Genomic DNA, 19,203 nt, shown 5'->3' with positions numbered 1-19,203 from the left:
CCTCCTCTGCAAGCAGGTGAAGAGATCACGAACCAATTCGGTCCAGACCGATGCGGCGGTCGATACCGACGGAATACCGGAGTGTGCGCATGACAACCGAGGACCTAGCCCCCGAAGCGATAGCCGACGCACCAGTCCCCCGCGCCACCAACACTCTCAAGGCGGGCGCGGTCGGTCTGGCCGGCGTACTTTTCATGGCGGTCGCCAACGCGGCACCGATCACGGCCATGACCGGCAACGTGCCGATCGCCGTCGGCTACGGCAACGGCAACGGCGCCCCGGCCGGCTTCCTGGTCGCGACCGTCGTGCTCACGCTCTTCACCATCGGGTACGTGTCGATGGCCCGGTACATCACCACCGCCGGGGCGTTCTACGGCTTCGTCACCCACGGGCTCGGGCAGCTCTGGGGCATGGCCACCGGCTGGCTCGCCACGATGGCGTACGTCGTCTTCGAAGGGTCTTTGATCGGTATTTTCGCGTACTTCGCGAACTATGCTCTCAAGGACTGGTTCGGCTGGAACGTGAACTGGCTGCTCATCGCGGTCGTCGGCATCGCGCTGATCGCGGTGCTCGGCTACTTCGACATCTCGATCGCGGCCGCGGTGCTGGGCTTCTTCCTGATCTGCGAGGTCGTGCTGCTCGCCGCGCTCGCCTTCTCCGTGCTGTTCAAGGGCGGCGGCTCCGACGGCCTGATGGCCTCCTCGATCAACCCGGTCAACGCCTTCAAGAACCTCACCGAGGGCGGCGGCCTCGGGGCCAAGACCTCCGCCGGTACGCTCGTCGCCGCCGGCTCGGGAGCGCTCGGCCTCTTCTTCGCCTTCTGGTCCTGGGTCGGCTTCGAGACCACCGCGGTCTACGGTGAGGAGTCGCGCAACCCGCGGCGCATCGTGCCCCGGGCCACGCTCATCGCGGTGATCGGCCTCGGCGTCTTCTACACCTTCGTCTCGTGGATGGTCATCGCCGGCAACGGCGCGAAGAGCTCGATCGAGTTGTCGAACAACGACTCGATCGGCATGTTCACCCACCTCGCCGCGGCCAACCTCGGCGGCCAGTGGGTCACCTACGTCTACATCTTCCTCATGGTGTCGGGTTCGTTCGCCTGCGCGCTCGCCTTCCACAACGCGGCCTCGCGCTACCTGTTCGCGATCGGGCGCGAGCTGCCCGCCACGGTCAAGTCGCTCGGCGCCACCCACGCCAAGCACAAGTCGCCGCACATCGCCTCGGCCATCCAGTCGGCCGTCACGCTGGTGCTGACCGTCGGCTTCTATTTCCTCACCGTCGGTGGCAGCGACCCCAACCGCGGCGGCTACATCTACCTCTACGGCCTGCTCGCGCTGCTCGGCACCATGGCCATCCTGATCGTCCAAGCGATCACCTCGGCCGCGGTCATCTGGTACTTCCACGTGCGGAAGGCCCATCCGGGCAACTGGCTGACCACGGCGCTCATCCCGGCCCTCGGCGGCATCGGCATGCTCTACGTGGTCTACCTGCTCTTCTCCAACATCGATTTCGCCGGCGGCGGGGCGGCCGGTTCGCCGTTCTTCAAGGCGATCCCGTACGTCGTCGCGGCGACCTTCGTGGGCGGGCTGGGTTTCGCGTTCTATCTGCGCACCAGCAAGCCCGAGCTGTATGCGGCCGTCGGCCGCACTGTCATGGAGGAGACTCACGAGCGGGTCTGAGGGTCATCCGTTGCGGGCCGGGCCGGTCGGCCCGGCCCGCTTTCGTGCATTACCTAGAGTAAACAGTCCAGGGGGTGGCCATTGATGAAGCGCACGTCCCGCGACATCCGGGTCGCCAACCGTTTCGAGGTGCTCCGGCGCATCCTCGGCGCCGGCCCGGTGGCCCGGCAGGAGATCGCCGCCGACACCGGCCTGAGCCTGGCCACCGTCTCCAACCTGGTCGGCGAGCTCCTCCAGGCCGACCTGCTCGAGGAGGTCGGCTACCAGGACTCCGGCGGCGGGCGGCCGCGGGCCCTCGTCGCCGTGCGGCGGTCCGCCGGCATGCTGGCCGGCGTCGACGTGGCCGAGACGTACGTGCACGTCGAGATCTTCGACACCGCACTGCGGGTGCTGGCCAGTGTGGAAGAGCCGCTGCACCCGAGCCAGGAGAGCAGCCCGGCGCAGATCGTCGCGCACATCGTGTCCAGCCTGCGCGCGGCGGCCGACCGGGCCGGGGTCGGTCCCGAAGGGCTCATGGGCGTCGGGGTCAGCGTTCCCGGCCAGATCGACCGCGCCGGCGGCGTCTCGGTCTTCGCTCCCAACTGGGACTGGCACGACGTACCGCTGCGCGCCCAGCTGGCCGAGCACATCGGCGTGCCGCTCTACCTGGACAATCCGCTGCGCGCCGGCGTGCTGGCCGAGCTCTGGTTCGGTGCCGGCCGGGGCCGCGACGACGTTGCCGTGCTCACCCTGGGCACCGGTGTCGGTGCCGGCCTCGCCGTGCGCGGCCAGCTCTACCGGGGCGCCACCAACAGCGCCGGCGAATGGGGCCACACCAACCTGGTGATGGACGGACGGCCGTGTCGCTGCGGCAGCCACGGGTGCGTCGAGGCGTACGTCGGCGCCCCCGGCATCATGGCGCGGCTGCGGGAGATCGCGCCGGACAGCCCGCTGCTGCGTCCCGGCGACCAGACCGCCACGATCGACGCGCTGGCGAGCGCCTACCACGCGGGCGACCCGGTGGCCACGGCCGTGGTGGCGGAGACGGCGCGCTACCTGGCCGTCGCGATCGCCGATCTGATCAATATCCTGAACCCCGAGGTGGTCGTCCTCTCCAGCTGGGTGGCGGCCAAGCTCGGCGAGCCGCTGCTGGCCCGGGCGCGGGCCCTGCTGGGCCGGCACGCCCTGAGCCGGCCGCTGGCCAACACCGAGATCGTCCTCTGCCGGATCGAGGGCAACCCGGTCAGCCTGGGCGCGGCGACCTTCGCGCTGGAGGGCTACCTCGAGAGGATCGGCGGCCAGGTCACGGCGGCCGCGACCCGGCCTCGAGGACACCGGCGCTAGTTGGGCCGGCTCCAGCTCTGATTGGCGCCGCTGTTGCAGGTGTAGAGCTCCAGCAGCGTCCCGTTGGCCGTGCCCTGCCCGGTGGCGTCCAGGCACAGGCCCGACTGCACGCCGCGGATCTCACCGCTCGCGGCCAGCGTCCACTTCTGGTTGATGCCGCCGTTGCAGGTGTAGAGGATGATCGCGGTGCCGTTGGACGTGCCCTGGCCGGAGGCGTCCAGGCACTTGCCGAGGACCCGCAACTCGCTCGCCGAGGTATAGGTCCACAGCTGGTTGCTCGCGCCACCGCAGGCGTACAGCTGGATGGCGGTGCCGTCGGTGGTCGAACTGCCGGTGTCGTCGGCGCACTTGCCCGACTGGCTGCCCACCAGCTCGGCGGCGCCGGTCTTCACCGCCGATCCGCCGTTCTGCGCGAAGACGTACGTGGTGACGCTCTGCGCCGGCAGGGTCAGCGACGCGGTCGCGCCCGAGACGGTCGGCAGCGAGACCGAGGCGATGTTCTCGGTCGCGCTGGTGCGGTAGGCCGAACCGGCCGCGATCGTGTTCAGCGCGTTGAAGTGCACGTCGAAGCTCTGTGCGCTGGTGCCGGTGTTGGTGACGACCAGGGTCCAGCTGCCGTTGTTCGAGGTCGCGAGCACGTCGACCCCGGACGGCGCCCCGGTGACCGGGAAGCGCACCGACCCGGGCCGGACGAACTTGCTGTACTGGCCCATCACGTAGTACCGCTTCGTGACGTACAGCGCCTGATTGCCGTTGGTCGCGTAGTTGGGGTCGTAGTAGATCAGGCCGTCGTTCCAGCCCGAGGTGTTGGTCGCCGTGGCGCAGGTCGAGCTGGTCGACGGGGCACAGCCGAGCACCTTGGACAGCGCGGTCCACCAGTGGAACTGGGTGTCGCCGGTCACCGCGAAGTCGCGGTACATGAGGTGCGCGAGCGGCAGCGCGCCGGTGATCGTCGGGTCGTACTGCGCGGCATACCCACCGGACAGGCCGGTGTAGCAGCAGATCTCGCTGGCCCAGGTCGGCACCCCGTACCGGCGTCCGAGGCTCTGGTAGTTGGTCATCGTGCCGTCGCTGGGCCAGTCGTACGTGTGGTGGGCCAGCGCCGCGACGTACGGTGAGGTGCCCGAGACGCCCATCCAGGACGGCACGTTGGACAGCGCCGTGCTGGTGCTGCTGGACTCGTCGGGGGTGACGCCGGTCGACAGTCCGCGGGTGGCGAAGGTCGAGCCGATGGCCTGCGCGATGGTGGCCCGCTGGCTGGTGCCGACGGACATGCCCTCCTGGCCGCAGCCGCTGAAGCTCGAGTCGGGCTCGTTCATCGGGCTCAGGTAGTTGATGGCGACCCCCTGCGCCTTGAAGTGCGCGACGATGTCGGCCAGATAGGTGGCGTACGCCGGCTCGTCGCCCGAGATCAGGCTGCCGCCGCAGCTCTTGCCGTCGGTGGTCAGCCAGCTGGGCGCGCTGTTGACGAAGCCGATCAGGTTCGGCACGCCGTCCCGCGCGGCGTACGTCAGGAAGGTGGTGCCGCCCGGGTCGCGGCTCCAGTCGTACGTGCCGGACGCGGTGGCCAGGCTCTGCGGGGCCCGGTCCGACGTGCCGGTGACGCCGGTCCCGCCGCCGCCGATGTTGTAGCGGTAGGCCGACATCTGGATGCCGCTCGTGGTGAACAGCATGTCGGCCACGGCCTGCTGCTGCGTGCTGCTGAAGTTGGCCAGGTCGTTGACCCACCAGGCGCCGGAGGCCCCGATGCCCTGGATCGACTGGGCGGCCCAGCTGGAGACCTGAGCCGTGGTGGTGGCGGCCCGCGCCGAGGTGCCGTTCCCGGCGACGACGGCCGTGCCGGCCACGGCGAGCAGGGCGGCGGCCAAGATGGGCGCGCGCCGGGTGCGGAGCGGAGCTGGACTCATGGGGATGCCCTTCCGGGACGGGGCGCCGGGAGTTCACAGTGTTTCGAGGTGATTAACTCTGCCCCTTTTCCGAACCCCTGTAAATAGTCCACCGTCGCTGCCGCTCAGCGGCCCAGGTGCACGAACGCCGCCCAGCTCCGGGGCCCGGCCGGGCCGGCCGTGGACAGCTCCGGCGGCAGGTCCGGCAGCGGCTCGCGGGCGGGGTCCAGCATGGCGAGCTGGGCGAGGCGCAACGCGTCCACCGGCGGCCGGCCTCGCACGCTGAGCTGGTGGTGCAGCGCGTACATGAGCCTCGCGGTGTCCGCGTCCGGGACCGCCCACAGCGAGCCGAAGACGGTGTGCGCCCCACCGGCCAGGAACGCGGTCGCGAGGCTGATCGCCTCGTCGTGCAGCGAGCCGCCCGCCCCGGTGGAGCAGGCGGAGAGCACCACCCGGTCGAGGTCGAGCCCGGCCGAGCGGGCCCGGGCGAGCAGCCGCAGCACCGGCAGGTCGCCGCCGGCGAGGGCGAGGTGGGCGTCGGCCGGACGGTCCCGGTCGACGTACCCGTGACAGGCCAGGTGCAGCAGCGACGGGCCACGGCCCGGCTCGGCGATCCAGTCCAGCACGTCGTCGGCGGTGGCGTGGGGCATCAGCGTGCCGCCGGGATGGAAGTCGCGATGGACCGCGTGGGCCTCGTCGGCGGCGTGCGGCAGGTCGCCGCCCGGGTTGCCGACGATGAGCGCGGACCGCGGCGAGCGCAGTGGCGTTCCGGCCGAGGCGCAGAACATCCGGGCGGAGACACCGTACGAGAGGACGAGCCGCTCGATCGCATAGTGCCGCCCGTCGTGCGCGGCGTGCCAGGGCACCAGGCCGAGCGCCCCGGTCGGCACGAGCACGAGCCGGGCGGGCCGGCGCAGGTGCCATCCGTCGGTGAGCTCGGTGAGCGGTCCCATCGCGGCCGGCCACGCCCACCGGCACACCTCGTCGAAGGCGTCGCCGCCGGCCGGCCCCTCGTCCCCGGCCGGGCCCAGGTCCCTCGCGGCCCGGGTCCATCCGGTGGGCGCGCGCCCGGCCCGGAGCTCGGGCAGGGTCAGGACGCGTACCCGCCCGGCGACCGGCACGACCACGGCCAAGCCGGGCCGGGTGTCGTCGGCCGGGACCAGGTACACGAGCGCGTCGGCACCGGTTGCCGTCAACGCGCGGCGGATCTCGGCCGGGCCGGGCGTGGTGAACACGTCCGAGCCGGCGGTGAGCGCGTGCAGGGCCCGTACGCGCAGGTTGTCGTCGGGTGCCGCACCCACACCGGCGGTGGCCCGCCACTCCTGCGCGAGGCCGGGGTGACCGGCCGCGGTCAGCCGCTCCGGCATGGACCGCGAGGCGGTGGCGGCGTTCAGCGCGAGCCCTCGCCCCGCGTCGAGGACCGCCACCAGGTCGTCGTCGGCGGCGGGATCGCCGGCGTCCTGGGCGCACCAGGCCACGACGGTACGGACGTGCCGCCCGGCCGCGGCCACCGCTTCGAGGGCGCGCCCGGTGTCCGCCTGGACCAGCGCCTGCCAGGTGAGGGCGACCAGCGCGGACCGGCCGGTCGCCCGGCTGCGGGCCGGATCGGGCCGGTTCCCCAGTCGCAGGGCGTGCCCGTGGCCGATCGCCAGCTGCGGCCAGAGTGCGTGGTGTGGCCCGCCGGCCAGCGCGCACGCCGCGGCGAGATGGGCGGTGGCCCGTGCCGCGGCGGCGTGGTCGGCCGGGTCGCGGCGGGCCACCTCCAGCTCGGCCGTCCCCGCGGTGCTCATCGCGGGGATCTTGAGCATCGGATAGTCATCGGGGATCAGGCCGGCAAGCGGGCCGGCCGCGGCGGCGAGCCGGCGCAGCGTGGCGATGTCGCCGCGGCCCGCCGCCGCGCGCACCTCGGCGGCCAGGGCGGTGACGCGGACGGCGGCCGCGGCGGGTGTGTCGCCCGTGCCGGGGGACCGGTCACCGGTCAGGTGGGCGAGCATGGCGCCCAGCATCGCCGCCGCCGGGTCGTCGCCGGGCAGCTCCCGCTGGGCGCGGGCCAGCGCGGCGGCGGCCGCCGTCTCGTCGCCCGCCTCGGCGAGCCGCCCGGCCTCGCGGACCGACGTCAGCGCCGCGGCCAGGCCTCGCGCGGCCGGGTCCGGCCCGGTGCGGAGCTGCTCGATGGCGGCGGCGAGGGCGGCGAGGTCGCCCTCCTCGACGGCCCGGCCGGTGCGCATGAGGGCGGCATGCGCGGCGATCGTCTCGCGCTGTTCGGGGGAGAACCGGCCGGACGCCGCGAGCCGGCCGACGGCGGCGACGCCGCGGTCGAGGTCGCCGCTCGTGCCGGCGAAGTGGTCGAGCTGGGCCTGGGCGCCGTCGAGCTCGGCCCGCAGGTGCGGGTCGGGCAGCTCGACGTCGCGGTACCGGGCGACAAGGGCACGGCACCGGGCGAAGTCGTGGGGCCGGCCCTCGGGCACGGCGGTGCCGATCTCGACCATGGCCAGGGTTCCGGCCAGCAGCGCCTGGTTGGGCAGGGCGGCGTCGCCGGGCGCGTCGAGCACGGCGTGTCCGCGCTCGACCAGGTCGCGGAACTCCGCCCGGCCGAGCCGGCCCTCCCCGTACCGGGTGAAGGCGGCGCGCAGTTGCTCACGGGTGATGACGCAGCGGAGGTTGTCGTCGGGGCCGCGGCGCAGTGCGGTGCCGAACCGGCGCAGCGCCTCGGTGAGGCCGTCGGGTTGCCCGCCGCTGAACGCGCGTACCAGATGGGCCCAGCCGGACAGGTACCAGGAGTCGGCGTCGTCGAGCGTCCGGGTCGCGAGGTCGCCGAGCCGTACGGCCTCGGCCATGTCGCGCGGGTCGCGGGTGCGCTCGGCCCGGAAGGCCAGGAGCCGGCCGCAGAGCTGGGCGGCGAACCCCTCGCCGGGCCGGTCGTCGAGAACGCGCCGCCAGAGAGCGATGGCCCGGTCGGCGTCGTCGAAGTGGGTGCGGTCGCGTTCCCAGCGATCCTGATAGGCGACCGCGAGCAGGCGGCGCTCGAGGTCCCCGCCGGCACCGGTGTCCACCTTCCGCCGGCCCTGCTCGATCGCGGCGTCGAGGCCGGCGCGGTCGACCGTCTCGCCGGCCGCCGTCCGCTCCCACCATCGTCGCAGTGCGTCGTCCGCGCCGTTCTCCGCCATCCGCATGCCCTTCCTGCCGGGTTCCGTCGCCGCTGTCTGACGGACCGGGTCCCTCGTCCGGGGTCGGGCCCCGCACGCCGGCGCGGCGGGTTTCCCGGCCGCCCGGGCGTCAGCCGCCGGCTCGGCCCAGGCCCGCGTCGCGGCCGCGGACGATCGCTTCGGCGCGGTCGCGGACCCGCAGCTTGGCGAAGATGCTCGAGACCCGGTTGCGGACCGTCTTGGGGCTCAGGCCCAGCCGGGCGGCGATCTCCGCGTTCGGGTGGCCGGCGGCGATCAGGTCCAGCACCTGGCGCTCGCCGGTGGTCAGCTCCGGGAAGCTCTGGCCGGCCGGCGCGGCGGTGGTGGCGAAGTACGCGGTCAGCCGCTGGGCCAGGGCGGTGCCGAAGACGGCGCCGCCGGCCGCGACGACGCGTACGGCCTGCAGGACCTCCTCGCCGTCGGCGTCCTTGAGCAGGTAGCCGCGGGCGCCCGCGCGCATCGCGGCGAAGACCGAGGCGTCCTCGCCGAACATGGTCAGGACGAGCACGGCGGTGCCGGGGCTGGCCTCGACGACGCGGCCGGTCGCCTCGATGCCGCTGCCGCCGGGCATCTGCACGTCCATCAGCAGCACGTCGGGGCGCAGCCGGGCGGCCAGCTCGACGGCGGCCGCGCCGTCCGCGGCCTCGCCCACCACCTCCACATCGGGGTGGCCGTCGAGCAGCGCGCTCAGGCCGGCGCGGAACACCGGGTGGTCGTCGACCAGCAGCACCCGTACGCGTCCGCTCATGGGCGTGCCTCCTGCAGCAGGCTCCGCGCCAGCGGGAGGCGCACCTCGATCCGGGGTGCCGCCCGCCGGGCCCGGGCCGATCTCGCAGCTGCCGCCCAGCTCGGCGGCGCGTTCCCGCATCGAGGCCAGGCCGACCCCGGGCCGGCGCCGCTCCGGCAGGCCCCGGCCGTCGTCGGTGATCTCGATGTGCAGCGCGTCGTCGGTGCGCAGCCGGACCGTGCAGGTGCGGGCCGCGGCGTGCCGGACGACGTTGGTGATCGCCTCGGTGGCTATCCGGTAGGCCGCCACCTCGACGGCCAGGTTGGCCAGGGCCCGCGACCAGCTGCCGGGGTGGTGCACCGGCGGCAGCAGCTCGACGACCGTGACCAGCGCGCCGGCGTAGGCGAGGCAGCGGATCTGGGCGCGCTCGATGTCCCGGGCCCGGCGGAACCGGCTGATCAGGGCGGCGGTCACCGCGCCCACCATGAGCGGGAACCCGCCGAAGACCACGAGCAGCACGCCGTGCAGGGCCCGGGTCGCCCCGGCGGGCAGCGGGACGGCGTGAGCGCGCGACCATGACCGAGCCGACCGCACGAGCTCAACGGGGGCGGCGCGGTCCGCGACCACCAAGGAGGTTCCGAGCAGGGCTGAAGACTCATGTCGACCCCGGCCCGGACGAAAGGACATCTCGACCGTCCACGTCCAGGGAGAGGGCTCCGGATGAGCGAGACCAGCCTGGCGCCCGCCGGGATCGGGCGGGAGTGGCCGGCGTCGGACATCGCGGCGCTGCTCGCGGCCGCCGAGAAGCACCGGCTGGCCGGTGACTACCGGGCCGGCTCGGTGGCCGCCCGGGAGGCCGCCGCCCACGCCGAGGCGGCCGGTGACCGGGCGGCCGGGGCCGCCGCCTTGCGGCTGCTCGCCGCCCAGCTGATGCGGCTCGGCGCGCTGGAGGAGGCGGTCGTGGCCGGCCGGGAGGCGGCCGCCGTGCTCGAGGCTCTCGGCGACGACGGCGGCGTCTGCCAGGTGCTGACCGAGGGCTCGCTGGCGCTCAACGACCTGGGCATGCACGAGGAGGCGCTGGCGGCGCTCGCCGACGCGCGGGACATCGCGCAGCGGCTCGGCGACCGCGGCCTGCTCTACTGGGTGCACAACCGCACCGGGTGCGTGCACGGCACGATGGGAAATCGGGAGCTGAGCGCGGCCTTCCTGACCAAGGCGCTCACCATGACCGACGGCCTGGACAGCGACGCGCGGTTCTGCATTCTCAACAACCTGGGCGACAACGCCGTCTACGAGGTGGCCCGGCTCCGTGAGGTGGGGCGGGCGGAGGACGCCGAGCGGGCGCTGTCGGAGGCACTCGGGTACATCACCGAGGCGCTCGGGCTGGCCCGCGGCTCGGGCAACCCGTTCCGGGAGGCGATCGCCCTGGACAACTACGGCATGCTGCTCGGGCTGGCGGGCGACTTCGAGAGCGCCGAAGGGCTGATCGAGCAGGCCCGTACGATCGCGGAGCGGCAGGGGTACGACTCGCTGGAGTCCTCGACCTGGGAGCACCGGGCCCGGATCAGGCTGATGCGTGGCGACTACCGCGCCGCGATCAAGAAACTGCACGTCGCGCTCGACCGGGGGCTGGCCATCGGCGAGAAACCCAGCGTGATGGAGATCCACCGGCAGCTCTCCTCGGCGTACGAGAAAGTGGGTGACGCCGCCTCGGCGCTCGCCCACTACCGGCTCTTCCACGACCTCGAACGGGAGGCGCGCAACGACGTCGCCGCGGTGCGGGCGCGGATGGCCGTACACAGTTTCGAGCTGGACAACGCCCGCCTGGACGCGGACACCGCGCGGATGGAGACGGAGCAGCATCGCCTTCGTGCCGCCGAGTTGGAGGCCGACAATCTCAGCTGGCAGCGGCAGGCCACCGAGGACGCGCTGACCGGCCTGCCCAACCGGCGCTTCGCCGACCTGCGTCTGCCGCAACTGATCGCGGCCGGGCCGGTATGCGTGGCGCTCGCCGACGTCGACCTGTTCAAGGGCGTGAACGACCGGTACGGGCATCCAGTCGGCGACGAGGTGCTGCGGCGGATCGCGGTGCTGCTGCGGGACGACGTCCGGGAAGGCGACCTGGTGGCCCGGTTCGGCGGCGAGGAGTTCCTGATCGCGTTGAGCGCCATCGGGACGGACGACGCGTGGGCCCGGTGCGAGGCGCTGCGGGCGGAGATCGCCGCGTATCCGTGGGCGCAGGTGCAGGACGGGCTCTCGGTGACCATCAGCCTCGGGCTGGCGGCGGTCGACGCCGGCGTCGACGCCGCGCTCGCCGTCGCCGACGAGCGCCTCTACGAGGCGAAGCGGTCGGGCCGCAACCGCGTGGTGGCCGGCTGACTGACTCTCCGGGCGCGCATTCATAACGAATGCATAACGGCGCCTTGACGTGGACTTTGACTGCCGGGCGGTACCGGCTCCGGACGGCATCGCGCCGCTGAGCCTGGACAGCGCCGCCGATGCCACCCGGTGGATCGAGGGACTCACGGCCACGACCGCCGAGGTCATCGCCCACTACGACGACCGGCACCTCGGGCGCTGGCCCGCCGTGACGACCCGGGCCTACGGTGCCGGCCGCATCACCACCGTCGGCACCGTGCCCGGACCCCGGCTCGCCCGGGACCTGCTCCGCTGGTGCGACGCCCGGACCGGCCGGTCACGTCACTGGCGCCCCTCGCACCCGGCGCTCACCGTCACCTCGGCGGTCAACCGGCACGGCACCCGCCTGCGCTTCGTGCACAACTGGTCATGGGATCACGTCCCGTTCACGGTGCCGTCCGGCGCGATCGATGTCCTCTCCGGCACCCCGCTCGGAGTCGGCGAATGCCTGCGGCTCGGACCCTGGGACGTCCGGGTCCTCGCCGAGGACCCGCCCGAGACTCCCGGCTGACGCTCGCTCAACTCGCGCCTGCTGCTGCCGATGTCGTACGACGTAGTCAGGCGCGGCAGGATGGGGCGAGCGCGATGCGTGGTTGGCGATGCCCGGCGTGGGTGGCCTATTTGGTGGTCGCCGGGGTGGCGATCGGGGCGTATTTCCTGATTCCGGTGCCCGCGGTGAAGACCACGCTGTACGGGCTGCTGGGGCTGTCGTCCGCGGCGGTGACCGTGCTGGGCGTACGCCGGAACCGGCCCGTGGTGCGGTGGCCCTGGTATCTGATGGCGGCCGGGCGGGTCTTCTTCACGGCTGGCGACGTCTCGTACTGGGTGCAGTCGGAGGTGTTGCACCACGACGCGTTCCCCACCTATTCGGATGCGCTGTACCTCGTGTACTACCCGGCGCTGGCGATCGCGCTGCTCGGCCTGGTGCGCGCCCGCCGGCCCGGCAAGGACCTGCCCGGCCTGCTGGACGCGCTGGTGCTGTCGACCGGCGCCGCGATGCTGTCGTGGGTCTTCCTGATCGTCCCGTACGTCCGCGCGGCGGACATCTCACCGCTGGCCCGCGTGGTTTCCCTGGCGTACCCGGTTGCGGACATCCTGGTGCTGGCCGTGCTGGTGCGGCTGGCCACGGGCCGCGGCGACCGGCCGTCGGCCTACCGGCTGTTCGTCGGCAGCACGCTGGTCATGCTGGTCGGCGATGTGATCTACGCGCTGCTGGAGCTCACGATCGGCTATCAGCCGGGCAACCTCGTCGACGTCACCTGGCTGGCGATGTACGCGCTGGCCGGGGCGGCGGTGCTGCATCCGACGGTGGCCGCGATCTCGCGGCCCGCTCCGCCGGTGGCCGACGGCGAGGTGAAGGTGAGCCGGCTGGTCATGCTCGCGGTGGCCAGCATGATGGCGCCCGCCGCGCTCGGGATCGAGTGGCTCCGCGGCATGGCCATCGACGTGCCGGTGATCGTGGCCGGTTGTGCCGTGCTGTTCCTGCTGGTGATCACCCGGCTGCACGGGCTGGTCCGGCTGCTGTCGCAGACGCTGCGGGTGGTCGAGGGCCAGGCGACCACCGATCAGCTCACCGGGCTGGCGAACCGCCGCCGGTTCCACGACCGGTGGCAGGCCGCGCTGCGCGACGGCGTCGGGCCCACCGCCCTGCTGTACCTCGATCTGGACGGCTTCAAGCCGGTCAACGACGGTCTCGGCCACGACGCGGGTGACGCGGTGCTGGTCGCCGTCGCCGAGCGGCTGCGTACGGTGGTCCGGGCCGGCGACGTCGTGGCCCGCCTGGGCGGCGACGAGTTCGCGGTCATCCTGCCGTGGACCGGCGACGACCAGGCCCACGCTCTGGCCCAGCGCATCGTCGAGGTGCTGGGCGAGCCGTTCGACGCCGGGGCCCGTCAGGTGTTCATCGGCGCGAGCGTCGGTGTCGTCGTCGCCGCCCAAGGGGCCGACCCGGAGCACGAGTTGCGGCGCGCCGACGCGGCCATGTACGCGGCCAAGACGAGCGGCCGCAACCGCGTCCACCAGGCGGTCGCCTGAACCGCGCACCCCGGCTGACCTAGTCCTGAGAGCGCTAACAGCGACTGCTTGAGGTTGTCCCGGATAACACTTGTTCAGATGGATGATCGGACCAAATCGCGGTCGAATTGCGACGTTGACTAGCCTGTGACTTTGCCGTAACAATCGACTGTCATCGCTAGTTAACGTTCACAAGCGAGGTCCCATGCCCCCCATCTCCGGCCCTCGGCGGAGGGTCCTGCTGGCCGTGACCGGCGCCGCCACGCTCGTCGCCGGCGTCCTGGCCGCGGTGACGCCGGCTCAGGCCGCCACCACCGGCCCCTGCGACATCTACGCCTCCGGCGGCACCCCCTGCGTTGCCGCGCACAGCACGACCCGCGCCCTGTACGGCTCCTACACCGGCCCCCTCTACCAGGTGCGACGCTCGTCGGACAACACGTACCGCAGCATCAGCCCGGTCAGCGCGGGCGGCTACGCCGACGCGGCGAGCCAGGACTCGTTCTGTGCCGGGACGACCTGCCTGATCACCCGCATCTACGACCAGAGCGGCCGGGGCAACGACCTCACCCAGGCCCCCGGCGGCGGCGCGGCCGGCGGCCCGGACAACCTCGCCGACGCCACCGCGGCGCCGGCCACGCTCAACGGCAACCGGGTGTACGGCGTGTACGTGGCACCCGGCACCGGCTACCGCAACAACAGCACCAACGGCATCGCCACCGGCGACGCCGCCGAGGGCATGTACGCGGTCTTCGACGGCACGCACTACAACGGCGGCTGCTGCTTCGACTACGGCAACGCCGAGACCAGCAGCAACGACACCGGCAACGGCCACATGGAGGCCATCTACTTCGGCAACATCAAGGTGTGGGGCTACGGCACGGGCAACGGCCCGTGGGTCATGGCCGATCTGGAGAACGGACTCTTCTCCGGGGTCAACGCCGGTTACAACGCCAACGACCCCAGCGTCAACAACCGTTTCCTGACCGCCATCGTCAAGGGCCAGCCCAACCAGTGGGCGATCCGGGCCGGCAACGCGCAATCCGGCGGGCTGTCGACCTACTACAGCGGCGCCCGGCCGAACGTCTCCGGCTACAACCCGATGCACAAGGAGGGCGCGATCATCCTGGGCATCGGCGGCGACAACAGCAAGGGCTCCGCCGGCACGTTCTACGAGGGCGTGATGACCTCGGGCTATCCGTCCGACGCCACCGAGAACTCGGTGCAGGCCAACATCGTCGCGGCCGGCTACAGCACGTCGAGCGGCGGTGGTGGCGGCGGCAAGGAGCTCGTCGGCGGCCAGTCCGGCCGGTGCGCGGACGTCCCGAACGCCTCCACCACCAACGGCACCCAGGTTCAGTTGTACGACTGCTGGGGCGGCAGCAACCAGCTGTGGACCGCCACCTCGAGCAAGCAGTTGACCGTCTACGGCAACAAGTGCCTGGACGCCAGCGGCAAGGGCACGACCAACGGCACGGCGGTCGTCATCTGGGACTGCAACGGCGGCACCAACCAGCAGTGGAACGTCAACTCCAACGGCACGGTCACCGGCGTGCAGTCCGGCTTGTGCCTGGACGCCACCGGCGCCGGCACGGCCAACGGCACCAAGCTGATTCTGTGGGCCTGCAACGGCCAGTCCAACCAGCAATGGTCACTGCGATAGGAGCAAAGGTGAATCTTTACCGGATCCGGCCGCGGCGACTTCTCGTGGCCGGGATCGCCCTGATCGTCGCCCTGGCCGGTGTCGCCGGCCTGCAACTCGGCGACGCCTCGCCGGCGCAGGCCGCCACCAGCCAGTTCCATGGCGTGAACTGGGCCGACCCGAACGACAATTTCATCACCCGGCCGAACGTCCCGGTCGGCCTGTCAAGCTCCGACAGCTACGCCACCGTGTACGCCAAGGCGACCGCGATTCTGAAGGGCTTCCAGGCGCTCGGCGCCAACACGGTGCGCATGGGCATCAACACCTGGACCACCTCGTCCACCTGGTGGAACAGCCTGGTCGGCGCCTACGACGCGGCCGACGCGCTGGGCATGAACGTCGTGCTCGCCCCGTGGCTGCAGGGCGGCAAGATCAGCGACACCAACGCGTTCAACGCGATGTGGGACACTGTCGTCAACAAGTACGGCGGCAAGTCGAACTTCTACTTCGACATGATGAACGAGCCGTACGGCTACAACGCCGCCGACCTCACCAACGCCGAGGCGGCGTGGGTCTCCCGCTACCCGCAGGTGCCGCGCGGCCGCCTCATCCTGCCGGGGCTGTACAGCGACACCAACCTGTGTGCCGTCGGCGGCGACTCCCGCCTCTCCGGCACGCTGCTGTCGCTGCACATCTACGGGATGTTCGGTGACTCGCACACCACCGAGTCCGGCTGGGTCACCGATCTGCAGAACAATCTCTGCGGGTACGCCGGCCGCACGGTCATCACCGAGTTCGGCGTGCCCATGACGACCGGCGTGGACTACAACGGCCCCAAGGACGGCAACAACGACCGCTCCTACCTCTACGGCGTCACCGACACCGCGCGCGGCCAGGGCATCGGTACCCTGCTGTGGGTCGGTGTCAAGGAGACTGGCCAGACGTACGGTCCGGGCCCGTGCGAGAACGTCTCGTGCGCCATCACCACGGTCAACGGCAGCGGCACCAACCTGTCGCTCTCGATCAACAACCAGTCCGGCCTGGACCGCCTGCAGTACGGCTGGGGCCAGACGAACAACTCCGGCGGCAACGGCACCGGTGGCACCGCCTTCGCCTTGCGGTCCACCAGCGCCGCCCGATGCCTCGACGTCCCCGGCCAGGCCACCGCCAACGGCACCCTGACCGAGATCTGGGACTGCAACGGCGGGGCCAACCAGCAGTGGACCTCGCTGTCCAACGGGGCCCTGCAGGTGTACGGCAACAAGTGTCTCGACGTGCCTGGCCACGCCACGGCCGCGGGCACGAGGGTCGAGATCTGGGACTGCAACGGGGGCGCCAACCAGCAGTGGACGATCAACGCCGACGGCACCGTCGTCGGCCGCGAGTCCGGGCTGTGTCTCGACGTCTCGGGGGCCGGCACCGCCAACGGCACCGCCGTCGACATCTGGACCTGCACCGGCGGCGGCAACCAGAAGTGGGCCCGCCAATGACCGCCGGGCGGCCGGCAGCCCGCTGACCCGTACCACGAGGCGCGCCGGGGGTCACCACCGTGACCCCCGGCGCGTACTGCTGACTCCGGCCGGGCCGCGAACCGATTCGACGCATCGATTCGCCGAACTCCTCGCCTCGTTTAGGCACACCGTTGACATCGACGACGACCACTATCTACCGTGTTGACGAATCGATTCGACTGCGCTCCACCGTCCCGGAGCCAGCTCCACCTCATCGACTCGCCACCGGAGGCCCCGATGCACCAGAGAAGAAGACTCGGCCGGTTCGCCACCAGAGCCGCCATCGCGATCGGCATGATCCTGGCGGCCGCCGTCCCGCTCGGCGTGGCCGACGCCGGCCAGGCGGCCGCCGCCGAGGCGCTGAGCGTCGACCTCGCGTCCAGCCGTGGGACGTCCACGCTGGTCGGCGAGGGCGTGCTCTACGGCATCAACCAGGACGCCACCCTGCCGGCCGACCAGTTCATCCAGCCGCTGAAGCTCAACGCCTTCCGGGGCGGAGGGTGGTTCTCCGGCGGCTGGATCAAGGACAACTACCAGTACGGTTCGGCCACCCAGGCCGACATCACCTCGATCATCGCGCAGGCCCGGCGGTTGAACCAGGTCGGCAACCACCCGCAGTACCAGGTGCTGCTGAGCGACCTGTACGGGCTGAACGGCGGCCAGCCGGCGAACACGGTCTACCCGTGCGACAACGGCAACTGCGCCAACTGGGCCACCTTCATCGACACCACCGTGGCGGCGCTGCAAGCCAGTGGACTGCCGTTCGCGTACGACATCGACAACGAGCCGGACATCTCGATCTTCTGGAAGGCCGGGGTCAACAGCACCCAGTACTTCCAGATGTGGGACACCGCCTACCGGGAACTGCGTAAGGTGGCCCCGGCCGCGCAGATCGCCGGCCCGTCGTTCGCCTACACCCCGCAGGCCCGGGCCTCGCAGTGGAGCACCTTCCTCAACCATGTCAAGGCGGCCGGCACCGTGCCCGACTGGATCACCAACCACGACGAGGGCGACGTCGACGACCCGGTCACCGTCTCGCAGGCGCTCAACAGCCAGCTCGCCGCCGCCGGCATCCCGGCCCGCCCGCTGTCGGCCAACGAATACCAGCCCGCCGACCGGCAGACCGCCGGGGTCACCGCGTGGTATCTGGCCCGGTTCGCCCAGTCCGGCTACGCCAACGCGATGCGCGGCAACTGGGTCTGCTGCATGACCCCCAACCTGACCGGCATCCTGACCCAGAGCAACGGCAGCTGGACCACCAGCGGCAACTGGTGGGCGATGCGGTCCTACGCGGACCTGACCGGCACCCTGGTCAACACGTCCGGGCAGGTCGGCAGCACCGCGATCGCCGCCTCGATCGACAGCGCCAACCGGCGGGCCGTCGCCATCGTCGGCGACAGCAACGGCTACACCGGCAGCGCCACGGTGACCTTCAACGGCGTGTCGGCCAACAGCTGGCTGGCCGGCAACGGCAGCGTCAACGTCGTGGTCGACCGGATCCCCGACCAGGCGACGCTGAGCACCCCGCAGGTCGTGCTCAACCAGACCATGACGCTCTCCGGCGGCGCCGTCACCGTGCCGCTGACGTTCCAGGCCTCGCACGACGCCTTCGCCGTCTACCTGACCCCGGCCTCGACCGGTGGCCAGCAGGGTGTCGAGCTGGTCGGCGGACAGTCCGGCCGCTGCGTCGACGTGCCCGGCGGCTCGACGGCCAACGGCACGCAGACCCAGCTCTTCGACTGCTCGGGTGGCGCCTCGCAGCGGTGGACGTACACCTCGGGCAAGCAACTGCAGGTGTACGGCAGCAAGTGCCTCGACGCGAACGGTCAGGGCACGAGCAACGGCACCGCGGTGATCATCTGGGACTGCAACGGCCAGGCCAACCAGCAGTGGAACGTCAACGCCAACGGCACGGTCACCGGCGTGCAGTCCGGCCTGTGCCTGGACGCCACCGGCGCCGGGACGGCCAACGGCACCAAGCTGATCCTCTGGTCCTGCAACGGCGGCGCCAACCAGCAATGGAGCACGCGCGCCTGAGCTACGGGCCTCAGCGGCGGTGGTTGCCCGGCCGATGGCCGGCCGGGCAACCACCGGCCTGTCCGGCCGGTCAGGGGCTGTCGCAAGAGATGGTGCCGGGCGCCCCGGTTCCCCCGTTCACCACGAAGCCGAAGCTGGTCGAGGCGTTCGGGCCGAGGGTGCCGTTGTACGCGGCGTTCCGGACGGTCACCGCGCCGCTGGTGCCGGTATTGGTGCCGTTCCAGACGTTGACGAGCGTCTGCCCGCCGGCCAGCGTCAGGTGCACGGTCCAGCCGTTGAGGGCAGCGGAGCCGTTGTTCGCCACGGTGACCTCGCCCTGGAAGCCGCCGGGCCAGTCGCTGACCATGCGGAACGTTGCCGTGCAGGCGCCCGGCTGCCCGGTGACCGGTGGCGTGCTAGGCGGCGTCGACGGCGGCGTGCTCGGCGGTGTCGAGGGCGGCGTGGACGACGGCGGCGTGGTGGGGGAGGCCGCGTTGAGGGCGTTGAGGACGGCGGTGTACGCGGGCTTGGGGTTGCTGTTGGCGTCGAACAGCAGCGGGTGCTCGCTGCCCCGCCAGGAATCGCTGTCCCGGATGCCCCACGTGGTGATGCCGACGCAGCGGGGGACGTTCACGCACGCCCTGGTCAAGCCGGCGTACTGGGTGGGGTCGGCGTTGGTGACGTCGGCCTCGGTCAGGGCGACGTCGACGCCGAGGGCGGCGAAGCTCGACAGGGTGGTCTGGAAGTTGCCGGGCAGTGAGCTGCCGCCGGTGAAGTGGGTCTGCAGGCCGACGCAGTCGATCGGG

Annotated in this window: 12 protein-coding genes and 1 pseudogene; 8 read left to right on the top strand and 5 right to left on the bottom strand. The window is 72.0% G+C overall.

Annotated features, from left to right (window positions below; translation table 11 throughout):
* The first annotated feature begins 89 nt into the window (after nt 1–89).
* Both IH26_RS0120240 and IH26_RS0120235 read left to right on the top strand, forming a co-directional pair.
* Nucleotides 90–1,679: an APC family permease gene (locus tag IH26_RS0120240; protein ID WP_030437787.1), complete on the top strand. Its 1,590-nt coding sequence runs from the start codon at nt 90–92 to the stop codon at nt 1,677–1,679.
* Between the two features lie 84 nt (nt 1,680–1,763).
* Nucleotides 1,764–3,002, top strand: a complete 1,239-nt coding sequence (locus IH26_RS0120235) for an ROK family transcriptional regulator (RefSeq protein WP_030437786.1) — start codon at nt 1,764–1,766, stop codon at nt 3,000–3,002.
* Here the strand turns inward: IH26_RS0120235 and IH26_RS0120230 are convergent.
* The 4 genes and pseudogenes from IH26_RS0120230 to IH26_RS64230 all read right to left on the bottom strand — a co-directional run.
* Nucleotides 2,999–4,909, bottom strand: coding sequence for a glycoside hydrolase (locus tag IH26_RS0120230; protein WP_030437785.1), 1,911 nt, complete (start codon nt 4,907–4,909; stop codon nt 2,999–3,001). The two genes, IH26_RS0120235 and IH26_RS0120230, sit on opposite strands and share 4 nt — an antisense overlap.
* Before the next feature lie 104 nt (nt 4,910–5,013).
* Nucleotides 5,014–8,061, bottom strand: a complete 3,048-nt coding sequence (locus IH26_RS55970) for a CHAT domain-containing protein (protein ID WP_051808323.1) — start codon at nt 8,059–8,061, stop codon at nt 5,014–5,016.
* Between the two features lie 103 nt (nt 8,062–8,164).
* Nucleotides 8,165–8,821: a response regulator gene (locus IH26_RS61335; RefSeq protein ID WP_030437783.1), complete on the bottom strand. Its 657-nt coding sequence runs from the start codon at nt 8,819–8,821 to the stop codon at nt 8,165–8,167.
* 66 nt (nt 8,822–8,887) lie between these two features.
* Nucleotides 8,888–9,286 (bottom strand): annotated as a pseudogene (locus IH26_RS64230) (ATP-binding protein); the annotation flags it as partial.
* 234 nt (nt 9,287–9,520) lie between these two features.
* Between IH26_RS64230 and IH26_RS0120215 the strand changes: the two are divergent.
* The 6 genes from IH26_RS0120215 (at nt 9,521) to IH26_RS0120190 (ending at nt 18,418) form a co-directional block, all read left to right on the top strand.
* Nucleotides 9,521–11,179 carry a tetratricopeptide repeat-containing diguanylate cyclase gene (locus IH26_RS0120215; RefSeq protein WP_030437782.1) on the top strand — a complete coding sequence of 553 codons (1,659 nt, stop codon included), beginning with the start codon at nt 9,521–9,523 and terminating at the stop codon, nt 11,177–11,179.
* A 49-nt stretch (nt 11,180–11,228) separates the two neighbouring features.
* Complete coding sequence (locus tag IH26_RS0120210) at nt 11,229–11,729, top strand: beta-galactosidase trimerization domain-containing protein (protein WP_030437781.1); 501 nt, start codon at nt 11,229–11,231, stop codon at nt 11,727–11,729.
* 101 nt (nt 11,730–11,830) lie between these two features.
* A complete protein-coding gene (locus IH26_RS0120205) occupies nt 11,831–13,252 on the top strand; it encodes a GGDEF domain-containing protein (RefSeq protein ID WP_051808322.1) in 1,422 nt (473 codons plus the stop codon).
* A 184-nt stretch (nt 13,253–13,436) separates the two neighbouring features.
* Nucleotides 13,437–14,891 (top strand): arabinofuranosidase catalytic domain-containing protein, encoded by a 1,455-nt coding sequence (locus tag IH26_RS0120200; protein ID WP_051808321.1) that lies wholly within the window; start codon nt 13,437–13,439, stop codon nt 14,889–14,891.
* Between the two features lie 8 nt (nt 14,892–14,899).
* Entirely contained in the window at nt 14,900–16,360 is a 1,461-nt protein-coding gene (locus IH26_RS62970) for a ricin-type beta-trefoil lectin domain protein (RefSeq protein ID WP_030437778.1), read from the top strand.
* 258 nt (nt 16,361–16,618) lie between these two features.
* The gene (locus IH26_RS0120190) at nt 16,619–18,418 is read left to right on the top strand and encodes an RICIN domain-containing protein (protein WP_030437777.1); all 1,800 of its coding nucleotides are present in this window, start codon (nt 16,619–16,621) and stop codon (nt 18,416–18,418) included.
* A gap of 70 nt (nt 18,419–18,488) precedes the next feature.
* Here IH26_RS0120190 and IH26_RS0120185 read toward each other — a convergent pair.
* Nucleotides 18,489–19,203, bottom strand: a 715-nt coding sequence (locus IH26_RS0120185; RefSeq protein WP_030437776.1) for an endo-1,4-beta-xylanase, incomplete at its 5' end; no start/stop codon positions are given.

Source organism: Actinoplanes subtropicus, assembly GCF_000721705.1.
Lineage (GTDB): Bacteria > Actinomycetota > Actinomycetes > Mycobacteriales > Micromonosporaceae > Actinoplanes > Actinoplanes subtropicus.
This window is presented reverse-complemented; position numbering and strand designations above follow the sequence as displayed.